Here is a 13,551-nt window from a genome sequence, read left to right on the forward strand (position 1 = left end):
TTAAATTCAGATGGCGAACTTGCCTGTGAGAATGGGTAGGGGTGGGGTTATTTTCCTAAAGCCGTGTTATAATAGATACAGTATAGTACAGATGCATCTTCGGGGGTGGTACAGTTGGACGGACAGGAAGAGAACGTCACGAAGCATGAACAGTTACTTCAACATATTGAACAACTGAAGGTTGGCAGCAAAATATCAGTACGTGGACTTGCGCGGGAGCTGGGTGTAAGTGAAGGGACAGCGTATCGTGCGGTGAAAGAGGCGGAGAACTTCGGGCTGGTCGTGACCAAGGAACGAATTGGAACGGTGCGGATCGAGAAGAGACCTCGGGGCATGTCGGAACAGTTGACCTTTGCTGATGTCGTGACCATTGTGGAGGGCCATGTGCTGGGGGGGAACGAAGGTCTCGCCAAACCGCTGCACAAGTATGTGATTGGAGCGATGAAAGAACAGGCAATGGCCCGTTATATTGACGCTGGGAGTCTGCTGATTGTAGGTAACCGTGAAGATGCTCACTCGCTTGCCCTCGAACAGGGAGCGGGCGTGTTGATTACGGGTGGTTTTGGGACAAGTCGTGAAGTAAGAATTATGGCTGACGAGCTTGGGCTACCGATTATTTCATCCAGACATGATACATTCACGGTGGCTTCAATGATTAACCGTGCGATCTTCGACCGGCTGATTAAGAAAAAAATTATGCTTGTTGAGGATATCATTGGTCAGAAACCTCGCTTGCAGGTATTGAAGGTGACCAGTTCAGCCGCAGATTTTCATATGTTGGTTTCAGAGACGGGTGAACATCGCTTCCCGGTGGTGGATGAATGGAACCGGGTCATCGGGATTGTGAGTCTGAAGGATGTTAGTGAGCTGAAAGAAGATCAAAGTATTGAGAAATGTGTGATACGCCGCCCGATTACGGCCTCATTGCAGACATCTCTTGCTTCTGCTGCCCAGATTATGACCTGGGAAGGCATCGATTTTCTGCCAATCGTGGATCGGAATCGCAAACTGATTGCGTCCGTCACACGCAAGGAAGTGCTTCAGGCCATGCGGGATGCACAGAAGCAGCCACAACTGGGAGAGACGTTTGATCATCTGATCTGGAACGGGTTTGCCGAGGAGCGCGGTGAACAGAACGAATTGTTATTTCACGGATTCATCATTCCTCAGATGGCAACGGATCTGGGTACGATCTCCGAAGGAGTTCTGTTGAATGTGATGACCCAGGCTGGCCGGCGGGCAGCGTGGGATGTTACAGGGAACGACCATGTGGTCGATAATGTAACGACGTATTTTGTTCGACCAGTACAGATTGAGGATCAGATCCTGGTTCGACCGTTAATTCTGGAAACCAGTCGTCGAACGTGCAAAATGGACATTGTGGTTACCCGTGAAGGCAGTGTGGTATGCAAAGCGGTAATGACATTGCAGTCGATTGACCATGCCTAGCAGGGTACGTTGCCTCGGGCATAGACAACAAAGAGAGTACTCCCTGATCAAGAAGCTCTGCCGGGTTGCGCTGTCGCGCGGTTCTGGCTTCGCTTAATGAAGGGGAAGTACTCTCTTTTTGCAGACACAATGATATAGCTTCAACGAATCATGCAGATTGTCCGGAGGTTTTACCTGATCCATTACTGGACCGTTGTTGAAGCCGCGCATAATAACTGCGGTTACGTATTCCGGCAAATACATTATACGCACCCATAATCAGAAATAGCGCTTCCACAATCACAGATAAAGTGGAACCTGTGAAGACAAACATCAGAATCAGTGCAAGCACGACAAGCATGCCACCCATCCAGATATTTGTCCACGAACGGTACAGACCGGCGCTGGTAGCATCCGAGCTTCTGTGTGAACGAATACTGTTCAACGCTGCAAAAACCATGGCAACAGCAAAGATGGCGATTAGAGCATATTTGAGTACATCAATGAACACAAAGACGCAGCTCCTTTTCTGGAAAGCATTTACTGCCCTTATTGTACCATGGAGAGATGCAGACAAGGGCAGTTTTTTGCTGTTACGCAGGAACGTGCATGCGAATCTGTACCCAAACTTGCAGTACCCCTTCCATAACCAGCATCGTTTTGACCTGAACGGTGTACTCCTTTTCCCTGACCGAGTACACTTTCTGATTCAGCATGATTCGCGTCATTTTGCTATACTCATCGATGTTGAATACATCTCTGCCCCGAAGCACCTCAAGTTCGTCTCCGAGCTTCTGTAACATCACTTTCAGAGAAGCCTCGTCTGGCCCCTTATCCGATTCTTCTGCACGGACTTTGATTTCCTTGATAACGGTTTGGCGTTTACTGTATTTTTTCAGCGTTTTGATATCCTCCTCATTCTGATGCAGCTGAAGCTGCAGCTCCTGATTGTTCAGCCACAATGCATTGTAACTCAGGTGAAATACGCCGTTGTAGACGACACATCCAGCGATCATTCCCAGAACAAACACAGCGGTCATTCGCATCAGCGGGCGGTAGCGGGAAAATGGCGGAATTCTCATGAACGCTGTTCCTGTCTCATATTAGCTCCGGCCTCCGCCGCACACCCATTTCACCAGCTCGGTTCCCATATGCGCGCCCATAAAAGCAGAGATCAAATACAGGATTTGTTTGACCGCCGGAGACAGGTTACCATCCAGGAAATTGCTCTCGATGACACGCATGGGATCTATTGTGCCGCCGACAGCGGCTGCGAGTGCCCATATCTTTATTTTTCCAGAAATATCGAGCATCGTCTGTGTCGGAGGCTGAAGAGAGATCACTGCTCCAATACCTCCGATCATCGCGCCGCCCAGCACGATTCCAAACGCAATAAAGAAATCAAGAATGGCTTTGGACAAAAATGTGCTCACTGGCAACACCCCTTTCAGACCTAGCAGCACACCTCCTGTCTTCGGTCTGTCACAGGGGGAGCGGCTTGTACTTCTATTGTATGGGCGTGCCCCCGAACGTTATGATAAAATAGAATAATAAAGTCTCCTTTTTATGAGGTTGTCATGAATTTTAATAGGTGATTCCATTTTTTTTATTTATTTAATTCATATATATGAGATAGATAGGGTAGCAGACGGATCAGAAGATCAATGCTGCGACTATCTGCGGCGAAAGGAAGAAAAAAACATGAGTTCTTTTGTGCATTTGCACGTTCATAGCGAATACAGTTTGCTGGACGGCGCTGCGCGTATTCCGGATCTCGTGAATAAGGCTGCAGATCTGGGAATGACGACACTTGCGCTGACCGACCATGGCGTGATGTATGGTGCAATTCCTTTCTATAAAGCCTGCGTTGAACGAGGCATCAAGCCGATTATAGGGTGTGAGGCATACATGACAGCAGGGTCCCGCAAAGAGCGGGGAAGCCGCAAGGATCAACCGATACATCATTTGATTTTGCTGGCCAAAAACATGACGGGTTACCGTAATCTGATGAAATTGTGCTCGATTGGACATCTCGAGGGTTTTCATTACAAACCCCGTGTAGATATGGAAAGTCTGGCTGCCCATCATGAGGGCATTATCTGTCTAAGCGCGTGTCTGGGTGGTGAAGTACCACAGCATCTGCTGCATGGGCGAGAAGAAGAGGCAAGACGTGCGGCGTTACGCTACAAAAATATCTTTGGTGACGACTTCTATCTGGAACTTCAGGATCATGGGCTTTCCGAGCAAAAAAGGGTGAATCCGCAGTTGATCAAACTGGCTGCTGAGCTTGAGATTCCGCTTGTAGCGACCAATGATGCGCATTATCTGTCTGAAGAGGATGCTGAGCTTCAGGATGTGCTGATCTGTATCGGAACGGGCAAGACCGTGGATGATGAGAATCGGCTTCGGATTGGAACCAATCAGCTCTATCTGAAAAGTGAAGAAGAGATGGCTCGTCTGTTTCCTCATGTACCGGAAGCTCTGGCAAACACCGTCCGCATTGCAGAGTCCTGTGAATTGAAGCTGGAATTCGGCAAATCGATTTTGCCGGAATACAGACCGCTTCCTGATGGACTCAGCCCTTCGGCGTATCTGCGTCAGCTGTGCGAAGAAGGAATGGAGGATCGTTATGCGCAGTCCACACGCTGGACAGATGCGGAGCTTCGATCCGAACTCGAACAACGATTGGCGTATGAGCTGGGTATAATCGACAGCATGGGATTCTCGGATTATTTCCTGATTGTCTGGGATTTTATCGCCTATGCGCATAAGCAAGGCATTGTTACTGGACCAGGCCGGGGCTCCTCGGCAGGAAGTCTGGTAGCGTACACGTTGCACATCACCGATGTTGACCCGATGAAATACAACCTGCTCTTCGAACGATTCCTGAATCCCGAGCGGATCTCCATGCCGGATATTGATATTGACTTCAGCGATGAACGGCGGGATGAGGTCATTGATTATGTCGCTCATAAATATGGCAAAGCCCATGTCGCCCAGATTATTACGTTTGGAACGATGGCTGCCCGTGCAGCTGTACGTGATGTTGGGCGGGCCCTGAATGTGCCTTATGGTGAAGTGGACAAGGCTGCCAAGCTGATTCCGGCGCAGCTTGGCATTAACATCGAGCGGGCCATGGAAGCTACACCTGAACTGAAGGCGCTGTATGAAACCAAGCCCAAGACACGTGAACTGCTGGATATGGCGATGAAGGTCGAAGGTATGCCACGCCATGCTTCGACGCATGCAGCGGGAGTGGTTATCTCCCGTGACCCGCTGACCGATGCGGTGCCCCTTCAGGAGGGCAGTGAAGGGACAGCGTTAACCCAGTATTCCATGGAAAACCTGGAGTCGATCGGGTTGCTTAAGATGGACTTTCTTGGTTTACGTACCCTCTCAATCATTGAGCGGTGTGTACGCTGGATTGGGGAACATGGAGAAATTCCGGATTTCCGCCTTATCCCCGATGATGATCCGTTAACGTACGAGATGCTTGGGCGAGGGGACACGATGGGCATATTCCAACTGGAATCTGCCGGGGTACGCCGTGTGCTGAAAGAGATGAAGCCAAGTAGTTTTGAAGATGTAATCTCTGTACTTGCCTTGTACCGTCCGGGTCCGATGGAGTTCATATCCAAATACATTCAGGGTAAGCATGGACAGATTGAAGTGGATTACCCCCATGTGGATCTGGAGCCTATCCTGAAAGATACGTACGGTATCATCGTGTATCAGGAACAGATCATGCAGATTGCTTCCCGGATGGCGGGTTTCTCGTTGGGTGAGGCAGATTTGCTCCGCAGAGCGGTCTCCAAGAAGAAACGGGAAGTGCTGGATCTGGAGCGTGGACACTTTGTACAAGGCAGCCTGAAACAAGGGTATAGGGAAGAAGAGGCAGACCTGGTCTACGATATGATCGTCAAGTTTGCCAACTATGGCTTCCCGCGTGCTCATGCCGCGGCATATGGTGTGCTTGCGTTCCAGACGGCGTATCTGAAGGCGCATTATCCGGTTCATTTTATGGCATCCATGTTAACAGCCGTAATGGGCAGTCATCGGAAAGTGGCAGAGTACGTGGTGGAATGTCGACGTATGGACATGGAGGTGCTTCCGCCGGATGTGAATGAGAGCGGTATTTTGTTTACACCTGTATTTGTGCCGTCCGGCCGCGCAGGAGCTGGGGATCAGAGCAATGTATCGCAGCAGAATGCGGGAGCAGATGCAGAGAGTAACCCTGGAAGCTCGGCTGAAGAACATGCCGCGAACGGTAATGAGAGCTCCTTCAGGGAAGATCGCGTTCATGAGGATGATGGGCATTCGGGACAAGCAGAATATGGTGAAGCACCTCTGCCGGATGATCCCGGTCCTGGACCGGAAGAGGACAGTGGCGGATATGAGTGGCAAGCAGCGACATCCATGCCTGAGGCATCCGACAACCGGAAGGAACCGGGATTGGTGACGGCTGCTTCAACGGAAAATGGTAATGACCAGGGGAAAGAAGCGTCTTCTTCGCACTCGGAGCAAGGTGAACTGTACTCTGTGAAGAAAAACGATGCAGTGTCTAATGCAAATGCGGATGAAGATAAGGAAAAATTAACGGGTGCAATACGATTTGGTCTTGCCGCTGTGAAAAATGTCGGTACCCAAGCAATGGAAAGCATTATGATCGTAAGGCAGGAGAGACCGTTCGACAGTCTGCTCGATTTTTGTCGTCGTGTGGATCTGCGTGTATGCAACAAACGGGTGATTGAATCGCTGATCCAGGCCGGAGCTTTTGATACATTACCTGGTCACCGGGCCCAATTGCTGGCGATGCTGGATGAAACTGTTGAGGCGGCGTTGAAATGGCGCAAGGAACGCGAGGATCTGCAGATTCAATTATTCGACTTTGTTGAGACGCCAAACTGGGAGATTGAATACCCGGAAATTCCTCCTTATTCCTCAGGGCAGCAACTGGAGCTGGAGCGTGAGTTGTTAGGCTTGTATCTCTCCGGGCATCCGCTGGATGACTATGAAGATGTGTTGGAATCGAGTGGGGCTGACCGGATCATGGAGCTGACCGAGGCGGCAGACGACACGATGACCGTCGCCGCAGGAATGGTTGTGTCCGTGAAGTCGATCACGACGAAACAGGGCAAGGCTATGGCGTTCATGGAGCTGGAAGACCAGATCGAACGCTGTGAAGTGGTTCTCTTTCCCGAGGTATGGAGGCGTAGCCAGCAACATGTCGGGAAAGGTGAACTGCTCGTCGTGCGTGCCAAAGTGCAGCAGCAGGACGAAGGGTTTAAGCTGCTGGCTGAGGAAGTGGTGCCGTTGTCACCGGCAGCACTGGAGCAGCAGCTGCGCAGCCGCGACCGGCGCGGCAAGCCCGGCAGCGGCAGCTCTTCGCGCCCGGCGCAGTCGGCTTCGCCGCGGCGGCCAGCGGGCGCAGGAGCCGAAGCGCAGCGCAGCAGCGCAGGCGGGGATGCTTCCGGTGCGCGCAGCAGCGGGAGCCAAGGCTCGGCAGCGACGCGCAGCGATGCGGCGGGTACGGGCGCAGCCACGGCTGCGGCTTCCCGGCCGGGCGGTGCCGCTGAGGCGGCTGGCAGCCCGGCGCAGAGCCGCGAACTGCGGGCGGTGGAGCAGCGGGTGTTCGTGAAGATTGCCCCGCATGCGGAGAAGCCTGAGCTTCTGGCACGTCTGAAGCAGCTGCTTCAGGAGCATCCCGGACCTGTGGCGACAGTGCTCTTCTATGAGCAGCAGCAGAAGCTGCTTGCGCTGAGTGATGCCTACCGGATTAAGCCATCACCAACCTTGTTCTCCGAGATGGAGAACATGCTGGGTGAAGGCACGGTCAAAATTAAATAAGAGGCTGTCCCGTAAGTGATAGCACTTATCCATAGTATGAAACCTGTTTGGCTCAATGCTGAACAGGTTTTTTTTGATTATTTTAGTGCGAGCTCGGTTCCCTGACGACAGGGTTTAAACAAACAAATTGCAGACTTGTTATAGGCCAGCTTCAGACCAGAGCGGAATGTACAATCCTGCAACATGTCCATGGTGTAAATGGTCTCAACCATCCGCACATTTTATGAACAATTTAACAGGTTGCTGCATACACTTGAGAACACCGAAGGACCTCGTGGTCCTCGGGGGATTGATGCGGGAGGTCGAGATATGTCATATGAAATCGTAGAAGCCATGCTGGCCCGGCGGGGTGTACGGATTGATGCAATCGCAGCAATTGTATACCGTCTGCAAAAAGGGTACCACCCCGAACTGACCTTGGACGACTGTGTAACCAGCGTGAAATCCGTTCTGCAGAAACGAGAGGTGCAATATACGCTCTATACGGGTATTGCTCTCGACGAACTTGCGGAGAAAAAACTCTTGCCCCAACCGTTACAGGCTATTATGGAAGCGGATGAATCCCTGTATGGAGTGGACGAGACTCTGGCCCTCGGCATTACTCATGTGTATGGTATGATTGGTTTAACCAGCTTTGGTTACCTGGATAAAGAAAAAATAGGTGTAATTCATGATTTGAACGAACACACAACAGCCATTCATGTCTTTTTGGATGATCTGGTCGCAGGGGTGGCTGCTGCGGCTTCTGCCCGGATTGCACACAAAAATATTAAAGCCAAAAAATACCCCTCAGACCTTTAACCCCCTGTATTTCCATGCTTGTCTGTTATGGTCAATCTAATGGCTCATATGAAGGTCTTCAAGGGCGGCTGACGCTGCCCTGATAAGCTTGCGGCTACTTATGGAAGAGGTATGAACAAGAAGATTTCGTCAACCATATGAGTTATTCGTGGGGGACTAATGTCCCTCATGATCCCAAATTCTCCCCAAAGGTCCCGAACCCTTTCTTGCAGAAAAAAAGTGAGGTATGTTATCATTAGTCCAATATACGGGCTCTGAACATTAGCTTAGGGGGCGGACAAGGCATGTGGACGGTGATTTACATTGCACCGACAGCAAAGGTTGCGGACAAGATCAAGACCAAGCTTTCGGAAGAAGGTTTTCTGGTACAGACCCGTCCCATCAGTTTATCCAAGCAGCAATTTGAGATTCGCGTCCCTTCTGGGGAATTGGAAGAGGTCCAGGAAGTGTTGAATTCCATTCTGCATTCCTGATTTGTTCGACATCAACGTGCCTTGGCAGATGAAGAAGTACCATCGGTACATAAGGGACTAATCGCGTAAGCGGAGAGAGGAATCGACTTGCATGTATTGTATGCTGCTGTCCTTCCTTCTTTTTTTGTTAGGACAAGGACCGACCTGGTTGCTCCCGGAGACCCTACCAAGATAGATTCAAACATCGGCGCAACAATCTTTCGGTTTTTGCAGGTAACATCAATCGTGCTGACAGAAGCCGGTGATCCTTGCCCTGTACCGGCGGATTTTTTTGTTGTGAATGCTGGACAAGGCCCATGGCAGCGTGTGGGTCGTAAGCGGTTTACCGTAACACGCGGATGAAGCTGCCACAAGCAGCGCTCTGCAGGTTGCGGCCATCAAATCAACGGCTGGAGAGGTGTAGTTGTGTTCAAAGATATATTCCAGAAGAAACGGAAGTACGCTACCATACCTTCCGAGCGTGCACTTCCCGGCGAAGGCCAGGAAGTCCTAGAACGCCCAAAACGTGAAATACCTGAAGGGCTTATGAACAAGTGCAGCAAATGCGGCACCATTCAATATAGCAAGGAATTGGAGAAAAATCTGAAAGTATGTCCTGCCTGCGGTTACCATATGCGTCTTAACGCTATGGAGCGCATTGCTATGGTACTTGATGATCAAGGATTTGTTGAGTTTGATGCTGATATGATATCGGTTGATCCACTTGGCTTTCCTGGATATAGCAACAAATTGGAACAACAGCGTCTGAAATCGGGCCTGAAGGAAGCGGTAATTACAGGGGAAGGAACCATTGATGGCCTGCCTGTAGTTGTTGCTGTCATGAGCTTTGATTTCTTCACAGGCAGCATGGGTTCTGTTGTAGGGGAGAAAATCACCCGTGCCATTGAGCATGCCACAGAGAAACGGTTACCATTGATTATTTTCTCAACATCAGGTGGTGCCCGGATGCAAGAGAGTATTCTTAGCCTCATGCAAATGGCTAAAACAAGCGCAGCTTTATCCCGTTTGGATGAACAGGGCGGGCTGTACATTTCGGTCATTACGGACCCAACGACAGGTGGAGTCTCGGCAAGTTTTGCGAGCTTGGGCGATATTAACATTGCTGAACCTGGCGCTGTATTTGGTTTTGCCGGCAGAATCGTTATCGAACAGACGATCCGTCAGAAGTTACCTGATGATTTCCAGACGGCTGAATTTAATATGCAACATGGTCAGTTGGACATGGTTGTGCACCGGAAAGAGCTTCGGGCCACTCTTGGCAAGCTTCTGGATATGCATAGTGAAAAAGGAGGGGTCTAAATGGCGGGTGAGTTGCCATATGAAGCGCCTCTGGTTGAGATGCGCAAAAAGATTGATGAACTCGTACAGTTTGGACAGGAAAAAGGGATCGACTTCACGGACGAGATTGCCCGCCTGGAAGAACGTTACCATAGACTTGAAGAAGAGATCTACACTGGCATAACAGCAGCTCAGAAGATGCATCTGGCCCGTCATCAGCAGCGCCCAACGGCGCTGGATCTGATCCAGTTGATATTTACGGACTTCATTGAGCTACACGGTGATCGCATGTTCGGAGATGATCTTGCGGTTGTTGGCGGACTTGCCAAGCTGAATGGAAAGACAGTAACGGTAATCGGACAACAGCGGGGGAAAGACACGAAGGATAATATCGCCCGCTTTTTCGGTAGCGCTCATCCAGAAGGTTTCCGAAAAGGACTGCGTCTGATGAAACAAGCGAACAAATTTGGCCGTCCTATTATTACGTTTATTGATACTAAAGGGGCGTATCCGGGTAATACTGCAGAAGAGAGAGGTCAATCGGAAGCGATTGCTCGCAACCTGATGGAAATGGCGAAGCTATCGGTTCCTGTTATTGTTGTGGTCATCGGCGAAGGTGGAAGCGGCGGTGCCCTCGCTATGGCTGTGGGTAATCGTGTGTTGATGCTGGAACATGCGATCTATTCTGCAATCTCTCCGAACGGCGCTGCTTCGATTCTCTGGAAGGATGCATCCAAGGCAGATCAGGCGGCTGAAGCAATGAAAATAACAGCCAAAGACCTGCTGGAGATGGAAGTCATTGAAGAGATTGTCCCTGAGCCACGCGGCGGTGCTCATCGGGATTATGAAGCGTCTGCTGCTTTCATCAGTGAAGCGTTGGTCCGTCATCTCGACGATATGAAGGGTTGGAGCGGGGATCAACTGAAACAGGATCGTTATGAGAAATTCCGTAAAATTGGATCGGTCACGTTTGAACCTCAAGCATCCATTGAAGCCCCTCAAGAGCTTGTAAAAGTCGATGTTGCGAGTAATTTGTCGGGAAATGCTGAATAATGTGACGAATTTCCTATACAAATGAGCAAAAGTATAGTAAATTTAATAGTTGGAAAAAGAAAAATAGATAAAGAGTAATACCTTTAAAATCGGAGGAAACCCAAAATGCGCAAAACGAAAATTGTATGTACCATCGGTCCATCCAGTGAATCTCTGGAGAACACCAAAAAATTGATTATGGCCGGTATGAATGTGGCCCGTCTGAACTTCTCCCACGGTGATTTCGATGAGCACGGCGGACGGATCATTGCGATTCGCCAAGCATGCGAAGAATTGAACAAAACAGTAGCGATCCTGCTGGACACCAAAGGACCGGAAATTCGGACAGGTAAACTCGAAGTTGAACCGATCGAATTGGTTCAAGACGAGTACATCACTTTGACAACAGAAGAAATTCTGGGAACCAAAGAACGTCTTTCCATTACGTATACAGATCTTCCGAATGATGTTGAACCGGGATCTACAATTCTGATCGACGACGGTCTGATCGGACTGACTGTGGTGGAAGTGCAAGGCACCGAGATCAAATGCCGTATCGTTAACGGCGGGTCGATCAAAAGCAAAAAAGGTGTTAACGTTCCGGGCGTTGCCATTTCTCTACCGGGTATCACCGAAAAAGACGCTAACGATATCGTATTTGGTATCGAACAAGGTGTCGATTTCATCGCTGCTTCTTTTGTACGTAAAGCAAGTGATGTACTTGAGATTCGTGAATTGCTTGAAAAACACAATGCTGGACATATCCAAATCATCTCCAAAATCGAAAACCAACAAGGTGTCGATAACCTCGACGAAATCCTTGAAGTGTCTGACGGCCTGATGGTTGCTCGTGGAGACCTGGGTGTTGAGATTCCTGCGGAAGAAGTACCATTGGTACAAAAACGCATGATCCAAAAATGTAACGTTGCGGGTAAACCGGTTATCACAGCTACACAGATGCTGGATTCCATGCAGCGTAACCCGCGTCCAACACGTGCGGAAGCAAGTGACGTGGCGAATGCGATCTTCGACGGTACGGACGCAATCATGTTGTCCGGTGAGACAGCTGCGGGTAAATACCCAGTTGAATCTGTTCTGACCATGTCCCGTATTGCTGAAAAAGCAGAATCTGCTCTGCCATACCAAGAGTTGTATCTGAAACAACGTGTTGCTCAACAAACAACAGTTACAGAAGCAATCAGCCAATCGGTTGCTCTCCAAGCTCAAGATTTGAACGCAAAAGCGATCATTACTTCGACTGAATCAGGACATACTGCACGCATGATTTCCAAGTATCGTCCAGAATCTCCAATCATCGCTGTGACAACGGAAGACAGAACTTCCCGTCGTTTGGCTCTGGCTTGGGGTGTAACTCCTGTTAAAGGAAGACTGGTTGATTCCACGGATGCTTTGTTCGAGAATGCAATTGAAGGCGGCGTAAAATCCGGACTTGTTAAAGAAGGAGACCTGGTTGTGATCACAGCAGGTGTACCTTTGGGTCGTTCCGGTTCTACCAACCTGATTAAAGTAAGCCAAATTCCAAACAACGCTTAATAGCGTCTTGGATGGAGAAGCAACAGGAAAGAAGCAATGGGGCTTTATTGTCCCGTTGCTTTTTTTCCATCTTATTGACACTTTACAACGAGGTAACACGTATGAATGATAGAGCGAAGGAGGCCGATAACGTGCGTGAACAGAGCAATGGTAACTGGTATGCGGCACGTCTTCGTGTACGCTATCAAGAAAGTGACCAGATGGGCGTGGTCTACCACGCGAACTATTTGAATTGGTTTGAAATCGGTCGAACTGAGATGATTCGCCAAATGGGGTATACATATCGTAAAATGGAGGAACAGGGGTTACTGCTTCCCGTAACCGGACTGGATGTGAAGTATCACAAGCCTGCCCGATATGATGATGAGATTATCATTTTCACCCGTATTGCTGCATTTAGTGGTCTGCGACTGAATTATGAGTATGACGTAAGACGCATGTCTGAAGAACCTGATGAGCATATGGCGATTGGAGAACGGGTATGGTCAACTGATGAATCACTCCCCGGTGAACGGCTAGTTACAGGTTCTACCCAGCATGTATGGGTGAATGGGGACTGGAAGCCAGTTCGGCTGGATAAGGCAGCCTCTGAGTTATACAGCGCGCTTGAAAAGGTGTGGCTTTCGGGAAAGGGGTAATACGTCAATGCGAAAATGGATGTGGGCTTTACTCTTAATCATTCCGGTGATTGAATTATTTGGTTTTGTTCTGATGAGTGACTGGATCGGAGCCGGAAAGACATTGCTTCTCATGATTCTCACGTCCTTGATTGGTATAGCAATGTTGCAGTTTGAAGGGCGAAAAGTACTTGTGGACGCCAAATCCGAGATGGAGCGTGGCAAGGTACCTGGAAGAAAAATGGTCGATGGTCTTTTTATTTTTGTCGGTGGTTTCTTGCTTTTGATTCCAGGCTTTGTGACGGATCTGATCGGGTTCACACTGGTATTTCCATTAACACGTCCGGTGTACCGTCTGTTCTTCCTGGGGTGGCTGGAGAAAAAAATGAAAAGTGGCAAAATTACGTTTTATCGTCGTCCGAAATGAAACACCAGTTGTTATGCAAAATGGAAAAGGCTCCGCTCAGCAGATGATTTCTGTTGAACGAAGCCTTTTTCTATTTTCCTGGGTGCTCATAAGG

General features: G+C 49.4%; 12 protein-coding genes. 9 read left to right on the plus strand and 3 right to left on the minus strand.

The window, feature by feature from the left end:
* Positions 1-114 precede the first annotated feature (114 nt).
* Complete coding sequence (locus MHH92_RS09400) at positions 115-1,449, plus strand: DRTGG domain-containing protein (RefSeq protein ID WP_036609860.1); 1,335 nt, start codon at positions 115-117, stop codon at positions 1,447-1,449.
* Positions 1,450-1,597: 148 nt separating this feature from the next.
* Here the strand turns inward: MHH92_RS09400 and MHH92_RS09405 are convergent, their stop codons facing one another.
* The 3 genes from MHH92_RS09405 to MHH92_RS09415 all read right to left on the minus strand — a co-directional run bounded on the left by MHH92_RS09405 (position 1,598) and on the right by MHH92_RS09415 (position 2,861).
* Complete coding sequence (locus MHH92_RS09405; protein ID WP_036609858.1) at positions 1,598-1,939, minus strand: YtpI family protein; 342 nt, start codon at positions 1,937-1,939, stop codon at positions 1,598-1,600.
* 82 nt (positions 1,940-2,021) lie between these two features.
* The gene (locus MHH92_RS09410) at positions 2,022-2,510 is read right to left on the minus strand and encodes a hypothetical protein (protein ID WP_017689500.1); all 489 of its coding nucleotides are present in this window, start codon (positions 2,508-2,510) and stop codon (positions 2,022-2,024) included.
* A 21-nt stretch (positions 2,511-2,531) separates the two neighbouring features.
* Positions 2,532-2,861, minus strand: coding sequence for a YtrH family sporulation protein (locus MHH92_RS09415; RefSeq protein WP_026081169.1), 330 nt, complete (start codon positions 2,859-2,861; stop codon positions 2,532-2,534).
* Positions 2,862-3,129: 268 nt separating this feature from the next.
* Here MHH92_RS09415 and MHH92_RS09420 point away from each other — a divergent pair, with 268 nt between their 5' ends.
* The 8 genes from MHH92_RS09420 to MHH92_RS09455 all read left to right on the plus strand — a co-directional run bounded on the left by MHH92_RS09420 (position 3,130) and on the right by MHH92_RS09455 (position 13,457).
* Positions 3,130-7,275 carry a DNA polymerase III subunit alpha gene (locus tag MHH92_RS09420; protein ID WP_340903391.1) on the plus strand — a complete coding sequence of 1,382 codons (4,146 nt, stop codon included), beginning with the start codon at positions 3,130-3,132 and terminating at the stop codon, positions 7,273-7,275.
* Between the two features lie 309 nt (positions 7,276-7,584).
* Complete coding sequence (locus MHH92_RS09425; protein ID WP_036609851.1) at positions 7,585-8,076, plus strand: phosphatidylglycerophosphatase A family protein; 492 nt, start codon at positions 7,585-7,587, stop codon at positions 8,074-8,076.
* A gap of 284 nt (positions 8,077-8,360) precedes the next feature.
* A complete protein-coding gene (locus MHH92_RS09430; RefSeq protein ID WP_017689496.1) occupies positions 8,361-8,549 on the plus strand; it encodes a hypothetical protein in 189 nt (62 codons plus the stop codon).
* Positions 8,550-8,954: 405 nt separating this feature from the next.
* A complete protein-coding gene (gene accD / locus MHH92_RS09435) occupies positions 8,955-9,848 on the plus strand; it encodes an acetyl-CoA carboxylase, carboxyltransferase subunit beta (RefSeq protein ID WP_036609844.1) in 894 nt (297 codons plus the stop codon).
* Entirely contained in the window at positions 9,849-10,880 is a 1,032-nt protein-coding gene (locus tag MHH92_RS09440; protein WP_036609840.1) for an acetyl-CoA carboxylase carboxyltransferase subunit alpha, read from the plus strand.
* 105 nt (positions 10,881-10,985) lie between these two features.
* A complete protein-coding gene (pyk, locus tag MHH92_RS09445) occupies positions 10,986-12,413 on the plus strand; it encodes a pyruvate kinase (RefSeq protein ID WP_017689492.1) in 1,428 nt (475 codons plus the stop codon).
* A 101-nt stretch (positions 12,414-12,514) separates the two neighbouring features.
* Complete coding sequence (locus MHH92_RS09450; RefSeq protein WP_076318369.1) at positions 12,515-13,051, plus strand: acyl-CoA thioesterase; 537 nt, start codon at positions 12,515-12,517, stop codon at positions 13,049-13,051.
* A gap of 7 nt (positions 13,052-13,058) precedes the next feature.
* Entirely contained in the window at positions 13,059-13,457 is a 399-nt protein-coding gene (locus MHH92_RS09455; RefSeq protein ID WP_036669966.1) for an FxsA family protein, read from the plus strand.
* The last annotated feature ends 94 nt before the right edge of the window (positions 13,458-13,551 follow it).

The organism is Paenibacillus sp. FSL M7-1414, from assembly GCF_038003195.1.
Taxonomy (GTDB): domain Bacteria; phylum Bacillota; class Bacilli; order Paenibacillales; family Paenibacillaceae; genus Paenibacillus; species Paenibacillus amylolyticus.

Excerpts from the sequence above, each read along its gene's own strand:
- MHH92_RS09420 (WP_340903391.1), top strand. The coding sequence starts at position 3,130 with ATGAGTTCTTTTGTGCATTTGCACGTTCATAGCGAATACAGTTTGCTG.
- MHH92_RS09430 (WP_017689496.1), top strand. The coding sequence starts at position 8,361 with ATGTGGACGGTGATTTACATTGCACCGACAGCAAAGGTTGCGGACAAG.
- pyk (WP_017689492.1), top strand. The coding sequence starts at position 10,986 with ATGCGCAAAACGAAAATTGTATGTACCATCGGTCCATCCAGTGAATCT.
- MHH92_RS09410 (WP_017689500.1), bottom strand. The coding sequence starts at position 2,510 with ATGAGAATTCCGCCATTTTCCCGCTACCGCCCGCTGATGCGAATGACC.
- MHH92_RS09425 (WP_036609851.1), top strand. The coding sequence starts at position 7,585 with ATGTCATATGAAATCGTAGAAGCCATGCTGGCCCGGCGGGGTGTACGG.
- MHH92_RS09440 (WP_036609840.1), top strand. The coding sequence starts at position 9,849 with ATGGCGGGTGAGTTGCCATATGAAGCGCCTCTGGTTGAGATGCGCAAA.
- MHH92_RS09455 (WP_036669966.1), top strand. The coding sequence starts at position 13,059 with ATGCGAAAATGGATGTGGGCTTTACTCTTAATCATTCCGGTGATTGAA.
- MHH92_RS09450 (WP_076318369.1), top strand. The coding sequence starts at position 12,515 with ATGAATGATAGAGCGAAGGAGGCCGATAACGTGCGTGAACAGAGCAAT.